This is a genomic window from Streptomyces sp. NPDC040589, assembly GCF_055594445.1.
On record NZ_JBVIWP010000001.1, the window covers coordinates 325,020 to 339,031 of the forward strand.

15 protein-coding genes and 1 pseudogene are annotated in these 14,012 nt (G+C 70.0%); 5 read left to right on the forward strand and 11 right to left on the reverse strand.

Annotation, left to right across the window (positions count from 1 at the left end):
• Positions 1-19 precede the first annotated feature (19 nt).
• Positions 20-520, reverse strand: coding sequence for a winged helix-turn-helix transcriptional regulator (locus ACZ58V_RS01420; protein WP_468194733.1), 501 nt, complete (start codon positions 518-520; stop codon positions 20-22).
• A gap of 72 nt (positions 521-592) precedes the next feature.
• Between ACZ58V_RS01420 and ACZ58V_RS01425 the strand changes: the two genes are divergently transcribed.
• Together ACZ58V_RS01425 and ACZ58V_RS01430 are read left to right on the forward strand one after the other, a co-directional pair.
• Positions 593-1,657 carry a Glu/Leu/Phe/Val dehydrogenase dimerization domain-containing protein gene (locus tag ACZ58V_RS01425; RefSeq protein WP_471287820.1) on the forward strand — a complete coding sequence of 355 codons (1,065 nt, stop codon included), beginning with the start codon at positions 593-595 and terminating at the stop codon, positions 1,655-1,657.
• A gap of 243 nt (positions 1,658-1,900) precedes the next feature.
• A complete protein-coding gene (locus tag ACZ58V_RS01430; protein ID WP_471287821.1) occupies positions 1,901-3,571 on the forward strand; it encodes an FUSC family protein in 1,671 nt (556 codons plus the stop codon).
• 46 nt (positions 3,572-3,617) lie between these two features.
• On the opposite strand, the gene ACZ58V_RS01435 is transcribed toward ACZ58V_RS01430, so the two are convergent.
• The 9 genes and pseudogenes from ACZ58V_RS01435 to ACZ58V_RS01475 form a co-directional block, all read right to left on the reverse strand.
• Complete coding sequence (locus ACZ58V_RS01435; RefSeq protein ID WP_468194727.1) at positions 3,618-4,889, reverse strand: aldehyde dehydrogenase family protein; 1,272 nt, start codon at positions 4,887-4,889, stop codon at positions 3,618-3,620.
• A gap of 59 nt (positions 4,890-4,948) precedes the next feature.
• Positions 4,949-5,182 (reverse strand): hypothetical protein, encoded by a 234-nt coding sequence (locus ACZ58V_RS01440; RefSeq protein ID WP_471287823.1) that lies wholly within the window; start codon positions 5,180-5,182, stop codon positions 4,949-4,951.
• 355 nt (positions 5,183-5,537) lie between these two features.
• A pseudogene (locus ACZ58V_RS01445) lies at positions 5,538-5,636 on the reverse strand (hypothetical protein); the annotation flags it as partial.
• Between the two features lie 73 nt (positions 5,637-5,709).
• Positions 5,710-6,411: an alpha/beta fold hydrolase gene (locus ACZ58V_RS01450; protein ID WP_468194721.1), complete on the reverse strand. Its 702-nt coding sequence runs from the start codon at positions 6,409-6,411 to the stop codon at positions 5,710-5,712.
• 27 nt (positions 6,412-6,438) lie between these two features.
• A complete protein-coding gene (locus ACZ58V_RS01455; RefSeq protein WP_468194718.1) occupies positions 6,439-6,849 on the reverse strand; it encodes a nuclear transport factor 2 family protein in 411 nt (136 codons plus the stop codon).
• A 2-nt stretch (positions 6,850-6,851) separates the two neighbouring features.
• Complete coding sequence (locus ACZ58V_RS01460; RefSeq protein WP_468194715.1) at positions 6,852-7,661, reverse strand: MBL fold metallo-hydrolase; 810 nt, start codon at positions 7,659-7,661, stop codon at positions 6,852-6,854.
• Between the two features lie 33 nt (positions 7,662-7,694).
• Positions 7,695-8,306, reverse strand: a complete 612-nt coding sequence (locus ACZ58V_RS01465) for a DsbA family protein (protein ID WP_471287824.1) — start codon at positions 8,304-8,306, stop codon at positions 7,695-7,697.
• Positions 8,307-8,689: 383 nt separating this feature from the next.
• Positions 8,690-9,184, reverse strand: coding sequence for a MarR family winged helix-turn-helix transcriptional regulator (locus ACZ58V_RS01470; RefSeq protein WP_471287827.1), 495 nt, complete (start codon positions 9,182-9,184; stop codon positions 8,690-8,692).
• A gap of 45 nt (positions 9,185-9,229) precedes the next feature.
• A complete protein-coding gene (locus ACZ58V_RS01475) occupies positions 9,230-10,174 on the reverse strand; it encodes an AraC family transcriptional regulator (protein WP_471287828.1) in 945 nt (314 codons plus the stop codon).
• A gap of 128 nt (positions 10,175-10,302) precedes the next feature.
• On the opposite strand from ACZ58V_RS01475, the gene ACZ58V_RS01480 reads away from it, so the two are divergent.
• From ACZ58V_RS01480 to ACZ58V_RS01490, 3 genes are all read left to right on the forward strand, one after another.
• Complete coding sequence (locus ACZ58V_RS01480; RefSeq protein ID WP_471287830.1) at positions 10,303-11,082, forward strand: MBL fold metallo-hydrolase; 780 nt, start codon at positions 10,303-10,305, stop codon at positions 11,080-11,082.
• Positions 11,083-11,126: 44 nt separating this feature from the next.
• Complete coding sequence (locus ACZ58V_RS01485) at positions 11,127-12,134, forward strand: SMP-30/gluconolactonase/LRE family protein (RefSeq protein WP_471287833.1); 1,008 nt, start codon at positions 11,127-11,129, stop codon at positions 12,132-12,134.
• Between the two features lie 62 nt (positions 12,135-12,196).
• Complete coding sequence (locus ACZ58V_RS01490) at positions 12,197-12,850, forward strand: MFS transporter (RefSeq protein ID WP_471288721.1); 654 nt, start codon at positions 12,197-12,199, stop codon at positions 12,848-12,850.
• Positions 12,851-13,359: 509 nt separating this feature from the next.
• Here the strand turns inward: ACZ58V_RS01490 and ACZ58V_RS01495 are convergent.
• Positions 13,360-13,863, reverse strand: coding sequence for an ATP-binding protein (locus tag ACZ58V_RS01495; protein ID WP_471287834.1), 504 nt, complete (start codon positions 13,861-13,863; stop codon positions 13,360-13,362).
• Positions 13,864-14,012 lie beyond the last annotated feature (149 nt).

Here is a 14,012-nt window from a genome sequence, read left to right on the forward strand (position 1 = left end):
AGGGTGCTCGTGGCATCGGTCAGTCGTCGGCTGCCACGGTGCTCAGCAGGGTGGGTGCCGCGACCACTTCGACCTCGCCCGGCGGCAGGATGTGGCCCTCGGTGCAGGAAAGCCGTGGGTGAACGGGTGCCCCGCATTCCCGGTGCCGCAGGCGTACCGGACCTCCGTCGGGGGCGGCATGCCGGTCGCCCCACTCCATGAGGGCGAAGAAGGCGACCATGAGCTCTTCGCCGGGCGGGGTGAGTTCGTAGCGGTGCCGTGTGCGCTGGCCGGCTTCCTGGTAAGGCACCCGGGTCAGGAGCCCGACGTCCACGAGTTCTTTGAGCCGCTTGGACATCGCGGGCTCGCTGAGCGGGGTTTCCCGCACGAAGTCCTGGAAGTACGTCGTGCCGTAGAACGCCTCGCGCAGCACCAGCAGGTTCGCCGGGGTGCCGAGCACCTCCAGGGCACGAGCGGCGGAACAGCGCTCGGACCGCCAGCTGTCGCGGTCGGCCAGCAGGCCAATCAGGGATGACGTCACCACTCCACTCTACGAGGATGCTGACTTAAGGTACCTTAAGTCAGCCGTCTCGCCCGCCTATGGAGGTTTTCCATGTCAGCTGCAGCTCTGGAAGCAACTCTCGATCACGAGCAGGTGGTGGTCCGGTCAGGCCGCCGGACCGGTCTTCCTGTGATCATCGCGGTCCACTCGACCCGCCTTGGGCCCGCGGTGGGCGGTGTACGCATAGCCCGCTACGCGTCCCCGGGCGACGCGTTCGTCGACTGCCTTCGGCTGAGCCGGGGCATGACGTACAAGGCCGCCGCCGTCGGCAACGGCACGGGCGGCGGCAAAGCTGTCGTACCGCTGCTTCCCGGCGGCCCGCAGCAACTGGACGAGGCGCTGCGCGACGGGCTGCTGATGGACCTGGCCGAAGTGGTGCACGAACTCGGCGGCGCGTACCACGTGGCGCCGGACGTCGGCAGCAGCACCGCCGACATGCTCCGCATCCGTCGTCGCACACCGTACGTCGGCGGCTACTCGACCACCGAGAACGGACTGGGTGCGACGACGTTCGGCACGGCTGCGGGCGTGGAGCACGCGATGCTGGCTACTGCCGAGCATCTGTGGGGTGCCGCCGATCTGCACGGCCGGGACGTCGTGGTCATCGGATTCGGGGCCGTGGGGGAGGAGCTCACCCGACGCCTCGTGGCCGCAGGGGCCCAGGTCAGGGCAACCGACATCGACCTCACCCGTCGCGCAGCCGCGGAGACGGCTGGAGCGCAGTGGGTGGAACTCGACGGCGCCTACACGCTGGAGACGGAGATCCTGGCGCCATGCGCATTGGGCGGAGTGTTCACCAGTGAGCTGGCGGCCGCGCTGCGCTGCCGCGCAGTGGTCGGTTCGGCCAACAACCAGTTGGCCACCGACGAGGTGGCCGCCGATCTCGCCAAGGCAGGCATCATTTGGGCCCCTGACTTCGTGGCCAACGCCGGCGGAGTGATGTACGGGACCGGTGTCGAACTGCACCACCTGAGCCCCGAGCAGTCCCGGGACCGGCTGAAGTCGATTCAGTCGACGACCGCCGAGATCCTGCGGCGGAGTACCGAAGAGGCGATGACCACCCTGGCAGCCGCCAACCGGATCGCGGAGCGCGCTCTGGCCTCCGCCGGGCGATAACGCCTCCGCTCGACGACCGACCCGTCGATCGAGGGACGCCTCTCTGCCACGGACGCCCTCGCCCGCCGGGTCGTGCTCGTGCGCCACCGTCTGAGAATTGTTCCGCTCTTGGTGCTTGCCCCCGCGCGAAGGCTCACAGTCGGCGGTGTTCGCCCCCCGTCTCGCTCACATTCACCGCGCGGCACGACACCCCCAAGCGCCGACCCCCGTTACGGGTAACGGCGAACCTCACGGAGAGAATCGATGAGTACAAGTGCGGCCCTGCGCCGCCTGGCCCTCCCCGGGATACTGCGGTTCGGCCGGCCCTCCGACATCTGGTTCAAGCCCGCGCTGAGCGTGCTCGCCGCTACCGCCCTGCCCACTCTGGCCTTGCTCGTGCTGGACAGGCTCGACCTGGCGATGTACCCGATAGCCGGCGCCATGTCCGCGCTGTACTGCCACAACCGCCCCTACGCTGCTCGGTACCGGGCCCTGGCTTGGGTGGTGCTCGGCATGGTCGGTGGCCTCGCCGTCGCGCTGCTCACTGCGGCGCTCACCACCAACGCAGCTGTCCTGGTCGGTGTCGGCGCTCTCATGGCCGCCGTGCAGAAGGCCGTCTGCGACGCCACCCGCATCGGCCCGCCCGCGAGCGTAGTCCTCACTTTCATCAGCTCAACCGCTCTGTTCTTGCCTCAGACTCCCGCTCAGGTCCCCGGCCATATCGGGCTGGCCCTGCTGGGGGGTGTCTGGGCCTGGCTGGTCTGCATGGCGCCCGGCCTGCTGCGCCCTCACGGACCCGAGCGTCGCGCCACCGCCCACGCACTCGACATGGCCGCCGCGTACGCCGCCGCGAGCGGCACAGCCGAGGTCCAGGCCAAGGCCCGCGCTGCCGCTGCCTCAGCTGTGCAGACCGCCTGGCAATGCCTGCTGGCCGCCGGCGCCCGAAGCGACCTCACACGCCGCTCCCTCATACGGCTCGTCGCCTGCGCCGAGGCCGCCGTCACCGCCCCCGGGGACGCGGACCCGGAGCGTCTGCAGGCGTGGGCACGCAAGCTGCTCGGCTCGGGCCCGGTTCCGCGCATCGGCCACCCGGTGCCGGACGGCGAGGAAGTCCTCGGCGTCGACGCCGAGATGACCGCGTCGCCCCGGGCGGCGTGGTGGAGCCAGCACAAGATGCTCGCCCCCATCGCGGTGCGCACCGCGATCGGCTGCGCGCTTGCCGGATACGCCTCCCTCGCCCTCGGGATCGGGCGCCCGTACTGGGCCATCGTCACCGCTGCCTCCCTGTATCAGGCCAACCTCACGCTCACCCGGCGACGAGCAGTCGAGCGGGTCGTCGGCAACCTCATCGGCGTCCTCGCCTTCGCCGCGATCGTCCCGCTCGCCCACCTACATCCGGCGACCCTCGTGCTGTGCTTCCTCACCTTCTGCTTCGCCGCCGCAGCACTGATCGGCCCCAACTACTGGCTCCATACCGTCTGCGTCACCCCGATGGCCCTGCTCATCACCGAGTTCGCCTCAATCCAGGACTCCGTTCAACTGATCACCGGACGGATCACGGACACTCTCGTCGGCACGCTCGTCGGCTTCGCCGCAGCCCTGGCAGTCACCAACCGGCGCGCAGGCGACCGCCTCGAGCATGCGCTCACCGCCGCCGAGCACGCCCGCGAACACACGGCGGCCCTCCTCGCCGAGCCGGATCCCGTGCCCAGCGCGCTGAACGCCTCCCGACGTCGCCTCGGCGCCGCGCTGGTCGAACTGCGCGCCTCGGCCGACACCGCAGCCGGCGAGTGGTGGCAGCGCGCCCTGCCCAGCGAGCGAGTCGCGCACGCCGAGCAGTCCGGACACCAGACGCTGGCCGAGGCACTACGACGTCAGCGGCCGGTATCCCTGGACCAGGACGCGGGCACCACTGGGCAGGACGCCCGGACATGAGAAGGACGGGAAACCCGATAAACCCGACGAACCCTCAGCCGGGGTTTTAGCCGAGAGTCTCTGCGCTGGGCACGACCACGTACTGCCGCAAGTACAGATCGCGGAAGCTCACCGGCCCGCGCGGACCGGGGACCCGGTCGATGTTGATACCGGTCTCCGGCAGTCGCAGCAGCTTGAAGCCGTCGAGAAGTCGCGTGGGGGAATTCCAGAAGACCCCGGAGCCGCCGTAAGCATCAATGAACCGGGTTGCGGCGGCCTGGTCGTCGGTCACGATGGCGGCGGCCAGCCCGGACGTCTCCTCGTTCGCAATCCGCGCCGCGTCCGACGGGCCGTCGGCGGCGTCGATCGTCACGGTTGCCGCGCGCTCCGAGTCGAGTGCCCACTCGTATCCGCGCGGATGGGTGTGCGGGGGAAGCGAAGCGGTGATGCCCAGGCGGTGCAGGAGCTGAAGAATGCCGGGCAGCCGCTCTTCGTACACAGGCCGGTCGATGAGCAGCAGATTGAGGCGGTTGCACACGCCCAGGCGGTCGAGACTGTCGATGATCAGTTGATGCGCGGTCTTTTCGACGGCGGCCGAGTCCACGTACAACACGCCGCCGCCGTCGGCATGGGCGAGGGTCCGCACACCGTGACGTGCGCCTTCACGGCCGAGGTCGCGGGTGCTGTCGCCGCTCCCGCGCAGGATGACCAGCGGGATGAGCCCGGGCAGGGCCACCAGCGCGTAAGCCGCCGAGCGGTCTTCGCTGGGCACCAGCTGGATGGCGTCCGGATCCAGCCCCGCCTCCTCGAGCGCTGGTGCGATCACCAGATCCACCAGGGCCCGGGACGAGCCGAGCGCAGCCGATCCGGTGCGCAGCACACCCGCGTTGCGTGACTTGAGGAGCTGGGAGGCGATGTCGAGCGTGACGTTCGGGCGAGCCTCGAAGTTGGCGCCGATGACCCCGACCGGACGCCTGCGCTCCAGCAGCGTGAGGCCGTCCGGGCGCACCTCCACGACCCTGTCCCTCGGCTCGTGCGCGGTGTCCGCCAGCGTGCGCAGCTCCGCCGCCATTGCCTCCAACCGCGTTGAGGTCACTCGCAGGCGATCCTGCAGCGCGGGCGATATACCTGCGGAGACGGCAGCCGCGAGGTCCTTCTCGTTGGCGGCCATAAGAGCCGACTGCGCCGATCCCAGACGCTCCGCCATGCCACGCAGAGCCGAGTCGATCTCGGCGTCCGAGGCACCCATGAGAGCGATACCACCCTGCTTAGCTCGGACGGCGCAGGCACGCACGACCTCCAAGGAGGCCGGTGCTCGGTAGTCCTCGTCGCTGGTCACGGGCTTTCCCCTCACTGTCCGAATGCCGCAGCACCTGGCAGCCAGGATCGTAGCATCGTTCAACAATCGTGCTCGGCGTCTGTCTCCCGGTGGTAGCGGAAGCCGCGATGGTGGGCGAGGGTGGTGATGGTGTCCAGGACCTCGGACTTGCAGAAGTAGCAGCGGTCGCGGCCGTTGGCCCGGTATCCGGGACGGCCCAGTTCGCCGGTGAGCGGCGTCAGGTGGGTGACCCCGACGTCGGCGGCGAGCCGTCGGGCGCGTGGCAGTTCACCAGCCGCCAGGCCCTCCGACACGGCTGTGAGGGCAAGGACGCGTTCCGGGCCGAGGGCGCGTACGGCGGCGGCCAGGACGAGGGGCGGAGTCGACAGCGCCGGAATAGGCGACGGCGACCGGTCCGATGGTCCGCATACGGTTCAGGAGACTCTGCTCCACGGTGTCGTCACTCACCCAACTCCTCGTGCTGTCGTTGGGGGCGGCGGTCGCCGGTCAGGCGCAGGCGCAGGGCGCGGGCAGCGACGGCCCGCAGCGGCAGGCCGAGTTCCGTGGCGGCGGCCATGACGTCCTCGTGCTCGGGCTTGGCACTATGGGACCGAGTTTGATCCGTACCGGATGTCCGTCGGCGTCGGCGGTCTCGAAGCCGCGCGGCAGCGTGGTGCGGGTGGCGGTGACGCGGCGGACTCCGAGGCTGCCGGTCTCGGCCAGGACGAGGTCCCGCAGCCGCCGTTCGTGCTCCGGAGTGGTCAGCACACAGCGCTGTCGGTCTCATGACGAAAGGCTGGCTCCTGGCGTGGGTGAACGCCAGGAGCCAGCCGTGCGGACGCTAGGACCTGTTGGACGAGGCCCGCGCGACGGCCTTGACGAGAACGTCGGCTACCTCGTCGGCATGCGACAGGTGCGGGGAGTGCCCGGAGGGAACACGAACACTGTGGGCGGCACGCGCGGCCCACTGTTGCTGTACCGCGGGCGGCAGCGCCGGGTCCTCGGTGGCCACGACATAGGTCAGGGGCACCTCGGTCGGCGCGGCGCCCAGCTTCTCAGTGAAGGCGCGCATGCCCTGCCAGTTGAGGCGTTTGACGGCCTCGGCGGTCAGGGCGGGGTCGACTCCGCTGAAGATGGACTCCTCGGCGTCTCCCGCCTTGACGGCCAGGCCGTCGGGCGAGTGGCTCCAGGTGGGCGGGAAGTCGCCGCCCATCCACTCCATCATCGAGGTGCCCGCTTCCAGGGCGAAGGCGGCGATGTAGACGAGCTCCACGACCTGGTCCGATTCCGCGGCGGCCCAGGTCGCGGGTACTCCGCCGTAGGAGTGCGCGGCGAGCACGACGGGTCCGTCGACAGCCGTGACAGCGGCGCGCACCACCCCGACGTCCTCGGCCAGCCCCTGGGTGGCCGCGCTGTCGGGATTGCTGCTGGGCAGCTGCACGGCATGGGAGGCGATGCCGCGGGCGCTGAGCCGCTCACGCAAGGGGTCGAAAATCCAGGGGGTGTGCATCGCTCCGTGCACGAGCACGACGGTGACATTCATCTGTGCTGTCCTCACGTGGCGGGAGGGTCAGGCGGTCATGGCGTCGCGGACGAGGGCGGTGTCCACGAACTGTTCGAAACGGACGATCAGGCCGCCGCGCACGACGAAGTGGTGGGCGACCCGGACGTCGATGTTCTTGCCGGTGGCCTTGTTGGCCGCCGTGTAGCGGGCGAGGACGACGACGTTCTCGCCGTCGACGACGTAGGTGTCGTCGTGGGCGATCCAGCCGTCCCAGTCCTTGCCCAGCTGTTCCATGACGTTGGTGGTGACTCCGTCCGGAGTGCGGTAGGTGCCGGCGAGGGCGAAGCCGGCCATTTCCGTCCACTCCACGTCGGGGGCGAGGGTGGCGCGCAGGGCTTCCAGGTCCCCGGCCGCGGAGGCCAGGTACTGGCGGCGGACCACGTCGGCGGGGGCGGTGGAGGTGGCGAAGTCGGTCATGGTCAGCCCCACTTCATTTCACCCTTGGCGACCTTGGCGCCGATCTGGGCGGCGATGAGCATGCCGTTGTCGGGGTAGCGGGCGACCAGCGCCTCGGTCAGCGCGGCGCCGTCGGCGGCCTTGCCGAGCTCCTCCTCGAAGGCGACGAGGTAGTCGCGGGTGGCGGAGATGGCGGAGGCGTTCGCCGGGGCGTTGGGCAGGCGGTGGCCGGGGACGACCAGCTCCGGCTGGAGGGAGCCCATCTCGTCCAGCAGCGTGATCCAGGCGGCACGGTCGTCGGGGGTGGGGGTGTCGGCGACCCAGACGTGCTCCTGCTGGAAGAGCAGGACGCCGCCGAGGAGGGTGCGGTGCTCGGCCTGCCACAGGTAGTGGCGGTCGGGCAGTGCGGCAGGGCCGCCCTTGAGCTCGAAGCGGTGTCCTTCGAGAGTGAGGTCGCCGGTCAGGGGCTGGAGGTCGACCAGGCGCGTGGGCAGGTTGGGGCCGAGGGCCTCCCAGGCCTTGAGCTTGCCCTCGTAGGAGTGCTTGATGTGCTCGATGACGATCGGGGTGGCGACGAACTTCGCCTCGGGGAAGGCGTCGGCGAGGACTTCGGCGCCGAAGTAGAAGTCGGGGTCGCCGTGGCTGACGAAGACGGTGGTCAGCTTCTTGCCCGAGTCGAGGATCTCGGCGGCCAGGCGGTGACCGTCGGCGCGGGTGAAGGCGGCGTCGACCAGGAGCGCCTCACTCTCGCCGGTGACGAGGGTCGCGGTCTTGTTCTTGCTCCCGGCCGGGAAGTCCAGGTCGAAGATCGTGAAGGAGAGGCTGCTGCTCATGGTTGGTGCTCCTTGCGGGGATGGGGTGCACAGTCAGGAGAGGGCGGCGAGGCGCCGGTCGACCTCGTCGGCGGTGGCGTGGCCGCTGGCCAGGACGGCGACCTGGTCGCCGTCGACGGCGAGCAGGGTGGGGAAGCCGGTGACGCCCAGCTCGGCGCAGCGGCGGAAGTCGTCCGCCGCCGCGTCGTCCGCCTCGGGGGCCTCGAAGGCGGCCACCACGGCGTCGGCATCCAGCCCGGCCTCCGCGGCGACCTTGCGGTAGGTGGACGACTCGGACAGGCTGAGGCCGTCGATGTAGAAGGCCCGCTGGAGGGTGCCGGCCAGGTCCGCCATGCGGTCGGGGGCCGCCCGGCGCAGGGCAGCGACGCCGCGCGCGGCGGCCTCGGAGTCCATGACGAACGAGCCGTCGGCGATCAGCCGGTCGTACCCCTCACCGAACTGGGCCCCGGTGAGCTCGGCGATCTGGGCGTTGGCGCCCTGGACGTATCCGAACTCGCGGATCGGGACCCGGCGCGAGCCGGTGAACAAGCCGCCGGAGATCACCTCCACGGGCAGGTCAGGGTGGCGGGAGATGACTTCGAGCAGGGTCGGGGAGAACCCGTGCGACCAGCCGCAGTAGGCGTCGAAGGCATAGACGAGCTGCATCGAGGACCTCGGCATAGGGGTGGGGTGCTCGCCTGGTGCGAGCGGTTCACCGAGGCCAACAGTACCTGACTAGTCAGATATTCCTTAGTTCGACCGTCAGGGATTCATCCTGATCCACGTGTCGCCGCAGCTCATGAATTCAGCGGGAAGCCGGAGTCAAGGAGTCACAAAGCTTGCGACCGTTCGGACGCCTTCCGCGTCGGGGCTGTGGCAGCCGTCCAGCCGTGGGGGAGGGGAATCGTCCCAGGGGCGCCCCCGGCGGGATTGAGGTCCGCCCGGTCGCAGGGACGCAGGTCAGGCCAATGGACTGCCGTGGCGTCGAGGCCGTCGCCGGTCCAGCGGCGCGAGTGGAAGCGGCCCACCGGGAACGGGCCGCACAGTCCTCAGGGAAGCCGGGGCAGCGTGTCCCGTGCGCTGTGACTCAGGATGCGAAGGTTCTCGGCGAACCGGTCCCGGTCCTCGGCGGGCAGGGGCGCCAAGAAGTAGCGCCTGATGTTCTCCACATGGATCCGGGACGCCGAGACCGTGGTCTCCTCCCCGAGCGGCGTCAGGCGCACCAGCCTTCCGCGCCGGTCAGCTGGATCCTCGACGCGTTCGACCAGGCCGGCCGCCTCCATGCGGTCCACCAGGCGCGTGGCGCCACCTGTCGTGAGGACCTGCTCCTGGGCGACGGCCCGCATGGACAGCCCCGGGTCCCCCGCCCGGCCCAGGATGAGCAGCACCTCGAACATCAGATGGCTGATACCGCACTCCACCTCCAGGGCCCGCCCCAGGATGTACTCCAGCCGGTTCGCGGCCCCCTGCAAGCGCCCGAAGGCCAGGATCAGTGCGTTGTTCGCGGCGTCGCTCGATGTCGAGATCTCCGCATGCTCGTCCATGGTCCTGACGCCCCTTCCCGTTCCTGCTTCCACCCCGGCCACCGATCATGCCGCACCGGCTGGGCGGCGGGTCTGCCGACTTGGCCACCGGCCCTGGTGGGCGACCCTGAACGCGCCGGGGGTCGCACCGGTGTGACGGGTGAAGAACTTGCCGAAGTTGGTGGGCTCGGGGAAGCCCAGGCGCCGGGCGATGGTCGCCACCGGCTCGTCGGTGTGCGCGAGCAGCCGCCTGGCCTCCAGGGCGACGCGGCCGTCGATGACCTGTTTGACGGGCTGTCCGGTGGCGGCCGTGCAGGCGCGAGTGAGGGTCTTGACGGTGTAGCCGAGGCGTTGGGCGTAGTCGGCGGCGCGGCGGGTGGTGGCGTAGGAGTGTTCCAGTTCGGCGCGGAAGCGGGCGTACACCTCGCCGCCGGCGAGGGGGTCGGTGCCGCCGTCGGGGTGGGGCAGCCGGTCGATCTGCAACAGCACGGCGGCCAGCAGGAGTTGGAGGATCTCCGCTGACACGGCCTGCGCGGCGCGATCGTACTCGGCGCGCAGCTGGCTCAGCAGAGCGGACAGGACGGCGTACGAAGGGTCGGTGCCCAGTTGCCAGCACACGGGGCCGTACCACTCGTTCACCAGCCTCTCGGCGCTGCTGAAGCGCGGCGGAAAGGCGGGCGTGAAGAGAAGGTGCGTGCCGTTGGTGGTTCCGGGGTCGACGAAACGCTGCACCTGCCCGGGCCGGATCCACATCAGGGTCCCGGGACGGCAGGGATGGGTCACGAAGTCGATCGCGTGCTCTCCGCTGCCCTCGGTGATCAGGGTGAGGGTGTGGAAGTCCACCCGATGGACCGCGTCGGGCCGGCTGTTTCGTCGTCGGCGCCGTTCGTGCAGGGTCGCCAGGTCGACGATCTCGAAGCCGGGGACGCGCTCCTCGGGCGGATTGAAGTCGAGCCGGGGGATCGCACCTCCCCGGGAGGGATCACCGCCGTCCAGGCCCGGGGGAACCATCACAGTCTCCAGATGTCCTCGATTTACCATGCAGGGTCTTCAGCGTATCTCGTCTGCCTGCGGTTTCGCGGCGAGAGTGGAGGTCGTCAAGGCGACGCAAGGCCGCCTCCACCGCAAGGAGTCTCCCCATGAACGGCACGGTCACGGTCCTCGACAAGGGCGCGGTCCGCATCCACAGCTACATGTCCCCGGCGGACACCTTCCACGCCACCACGCAGCTGATCGAGACCCCGGCCCGGATCGTCGTGATCGACGCCCAGCTGAACCCCGCCTACGCCGACGAGGCCGTCGCCTACGCCAAGGGCCTGGGCAAGCCGCTGGACCGCCTGATCATCACCCACGCCCACCCCGACCACTACAACGGCGCCGATCGCTTCGGCGTCCCGGTCCATGTGCTGCCCCAGGTGCGCGAGCAGGTCGCCGCGCGCCCCGCCGCCCAGCTGCCGAGCGGCCTGGCCGTCCCGGCCACCGACCTGCCCTCCAGTGTGGACATCACCCCGGGCACCGAGGTCATCGACGGTGTCCGGTTCGTCTTCGAGGCCGTCTCCGGTGGTGAGGCCGCGGACCAACTCCTCGTCAAGCTGCCCGACCAGGGCGTCTTGGTCGCCCAGGACCTCGTCTACCACGACGTCCACCTCTACCTGGGCAACAACGACATCACCGGCTGGCAGCAGGCCGTCGACGCGCTGGCCGCCGAGTCCGGCTACGACACCGTCCTCGCGGGCCACGGCCTGCCCGCCGGGCCGGAGGTCTACGCCGGGATCCGCCAGTACCTCGCCGACGCCCGCGAACTGCTCGGCGACGACGGCGAGGCGTACAAGAAGGCGATCGTGGACCGCTACCCCGCCCATGTCGGCCCGTTCATCATCGACATCGCCAACCGGTCCCTGTTCGGCACCGGTCACTGAGCCTCCGACTCCCCCTCAACTCCCGCCCCTCAGGAAGACTTGTCATGTCACTTCGTCTTCGCCGTACCCGCGCCGCAGCCGTCGTTGTGGCCTCGCTTCTCGTCCTGGGCGGCGCCACCCAGGCCCTCGCCGCCCCCGGCGGCGACCTCTCCCACACCACCGTCCCGCACCACCGAGGTCACCTGCCCACCAGCTACACGATCCCCGGCGACAGGACCTACCCCGAGGGCATCGCCCGCCAGCAGGGCACGCCCTACTTCTACGTCGGCAGCACCAGCGACGGCACCATCTACCGCGGCGACGTCCACCAGAACGCGACCCAGGTGTTCCTGCCCGGCGGCCAGGACGGGCGCGTCTCCGTCGCCGGGATGAAGACCGACCGCGCGGGGCGGCTCATCGTCGCCGGCGGCGCCACCGGCAAGGTCTTCGTCTACGACACCCGCACCCGCGCCCTGCTGCACGTGTTCGGCACCGGCCGCAGCGACGTCTTCCTCAACGACGTGGCCCTCGCCCCCAACGGCGACGCCTACATCTCCGACTCCATCCACCCCGCGCTCTGGCACATCACCGCCGCGCAGCTCAGGAGCAGGACCGTGCAGCAACCCCTGCGCGTGGGCGTGGACCTCAGCCGTTCCCCGATGGTCTACAACGACGGTTTCAACGGCAACGGCCTGGTGGTCACCGAGAACGGCCGCTACGTCCTGCTCGCCGACTACAACGACTACGCCTTCTACCGCATCGACCTCCGCACCCACCAGTTCCGCCCGATCGGCCTCGGCGGCGCCAAGGGCGTCTCAGGCGACGGTCTGCTGCTGCGGGGCCACACTCTCACCGCCGTCACCGAACTCGACCACCCCGAGGGCAAGATCAGCGTCCTGAAGCTGAGCCACGACTACACCCGGGCCAAGCTCGTGCGCACAGTCCACGGACACGGCATGCACAGCCCCTCCACGGCGGCGTTCGACGGGCGTGACCTGCTGATCGTCAACTTCCAGTTCCAGATCGCCAACCCGAAGCTGCCATTCAACGTGGTGCGAGTCCACGCCCATTAGCGGCCAAGCACCTCGCAAGGAAGGACCACAACACCACCACGGCCACCCTGCTCACCGAGACCCTGCCGACCACACATCGACGGCACGGCGGGCTGACTACCACCTTGCGCACCATGCGCGACCTGCTCCGCGACCGCCGCTTCACCGGCTACCTGCTCACCGGAAGCCTCGGCTTCGCAGCCCTGTTCGCCTACATCGCCGGCTCGTCCTTCACCCTGCAACGCATCTACGGCGCCTCCCCGCAGACCTACAGCCTGCTCTTCGCCCTCAACTCGATCGGCATGGTCACCACGGGCCAGCTCAACGGCAAGCTGCTGCTCGGCCGCTTCCCCTCCCACCGCGTTTTGGCAACGGGCCTGGCCGTGCTCGGAGCCACCAGCACCGCCCTGCTCCTCCTGGTCACCACCGCACACGCAGGTCTGCCCTGGATCGCCACCGCGCTGTTCTTCACGGCCTGCCCCGTCGGCATGATCCTGCCCACCACCACGGCCCTGTGCCTCCAGCGCGCCCCGCATGCGGCGGGCAGCGCCTCCGCACTGCTGGGCACCACCCAGTTCCTCATGGGCGCCCTCGCACCGGCCCTGGCCGGTCTCGGTGGCCAGGGCACAGCCCTACCCATGGCCACATCGGTCCTCGGCCTCGCGCTGGCCGCGTCGGGCTGCTTCCTCGCCCTGTGCCGCCCATGGCGGCCTACTGCGGACCCGCTGGCGCGGTAAGCCAGGAACGCTCCGAACTCGCGGCCGAGACGACAGAATGAGCCGACGGCGAACCTTAGTCCGCAGGCTCTCTGAGAGTCTGCCAACCTGCGCGCTTCGGCGTCCGACCCGGTCCTGGCAAATACGTCACGAAGAGCCGCAACTACCGGCGCTGGGCGCCAAGTGAATCGCTGTCAGCGTTCGCGGCCCCTCCGGTGGCCGTGCCGGCCCTAGGGCCTGTCGTTTGGATCACGCCGCAGACGCGGGGCCTGGCACGCGCATCTGCCGCGTTGTCGTCACTCGCCGATGCTCCGCATCGACTCCCTCCTCCGCCTTGCAACTGCACGCACCAGGCCCCGCTCACCAGCGCTGACAAGGTGCCGCCGATTCCCTGCGACCTGATCCAAACGACAGGCCCTAGGAGCCATGGCCGGCTTGCACGGTCCCAGTCGTTGTCGGGCACCATCGAGATCACGACCTTGCCGGCCGCTTGATCCTCAACACGCTGAACTTGACAGAGAAGGTGGCCGTCAGCGGTCGACGACCCGCATCTCGAACCACGTCGTCTTCCCCCGGGGCAGCAGATCGACGCCCCAGCGGTCGGCCAGCTTGTCGACGAGGAAGAGGCCCCGGCCGCTGACGTCCATCTCCTGGACCGGCATCAGACAGGGCAGCCCCCGGGAGGGGTCCCGGACCTCGACGCGGATCCAGCCGCGGCGCCGGTGCATACGCAGCCCGAAGACGCGGGCGCCGGTGTGGCGTACGGCGTTGCCGACCAGTTCGGAGACGAGGAGGACCGCCTCCTCGGTGATCTTGGGGGTGAGTCCCCAGTGGCGCAGGACCACGACCTGGGTGAGCCGTCTGGCGGTGGCCGCGGACTCGGGGCGGGACGGCAGCAGAACCTCTGCCTCCGTCGGATTGCCGTACAACTCAAGCGCCTTGAGCGCCCGTTCGTCCTCGACGGTCGGCGACCAACGCGCCGCGGCCGCATGTGCGTGCCCCCGCGGCTGTTCCATACCCTCCAGCCCCGCCATGCCCCCCATCATGGCCGTCCGGGGCGTCCGACGGGGCCGTTCCCGGGGAATAGACCCCCCGGAACGGGCCCCGGAACGGCAGTCGCACGACATATGCCATGGGCACTTCGGAGCCCTCCACGGCCCGTATGACCTGCGGATATGGCCTG

Excerpts from the sequence above, each read along its gene's own strand:
- ACZ58V_RS01480 (WP_471287830.1), top strand. The coding sequence starts at position 10,303 with ATGAACGGCACGGTCACGGTCCTCGACAAGGGCGCGGTCCGCATCCAC.
- ACZ58V_RS01455 (WP_468194718.1), bottom strand. The coding sequence starts at position 6,849 with ATGACCGACTTCGCCACCTCCACCGCCCCCGCCGACGTGGTCCGCCGC.
- ACZ58V_RS01485 (WP_471287833.1), top strand. The coding sequence starts at position 11,127 with ATGTCACTTCGTCTTCGCCGTACCCGCGCCGCAGCCGTCGTTGTGGCC.
- ACZ58V_RS01465 (WP_471287824.1), bottom strand. The coding sequence starts at position 8,306 with ATGCAGCTCGTCTATGCCTTCGACGCCTACTGCGGCTGGTCGCACGGG.
- ACZ58V_RS01475 (WP_471287828.1), bottom strand. The coding sequence starts at position 10,174 with ATGGTTCCCCCGGGCCTGGACGGCGGTGATCCCTCCCGGGGAGGTGCG.
- ACZ58V_RS01430 (WP_471287821.1), top strand. The coding sequence starts at position 1,901 with ATGAGTACAAGTGCGGCCCTGCGCCGCCTGGCCCTCCCCGGGATACTG.
- ACZ58V_RS01495 (WP_471287834.1), bottom strand. The coding sequence starts at position 13,863 with ATGGCGGGGCTGGAGGGTATGGAACAGCCGCGGGGGCACGCACATGCG.
- ACZ58V_RS01425 (WP_471287820.1), top strand. The coding sequence starts at position 593 with ATGTCAGCTGCAGCTCTGGAAGCAACTCTCGATCACGAGCAGGTGGTG.
- ACZ58V_RS01460 (WP_468194715.1), bottom strand. The coding sequence starts at position 7,661 with ATGAGCAGCAGCCTCTCCTTCACGATCTTCGACCTGGACTTCCCGGCC.
- ACZ58V_RS01450 (WP_468194721.1), bottom strand. The coding sequence starts at position 6,411 with ATGAATGTCACCGTCGTGCTCGTGCACGGAGCGATGCACACCCCCTGG.
- ACZ58V_RS01470 (WP_471287827.1), bottom strand. The coding sequence starts at position 9,184 with ATGGACGAGCATGCGGAGATCTCGACATCGAGCGACGCCGCGAACAAC.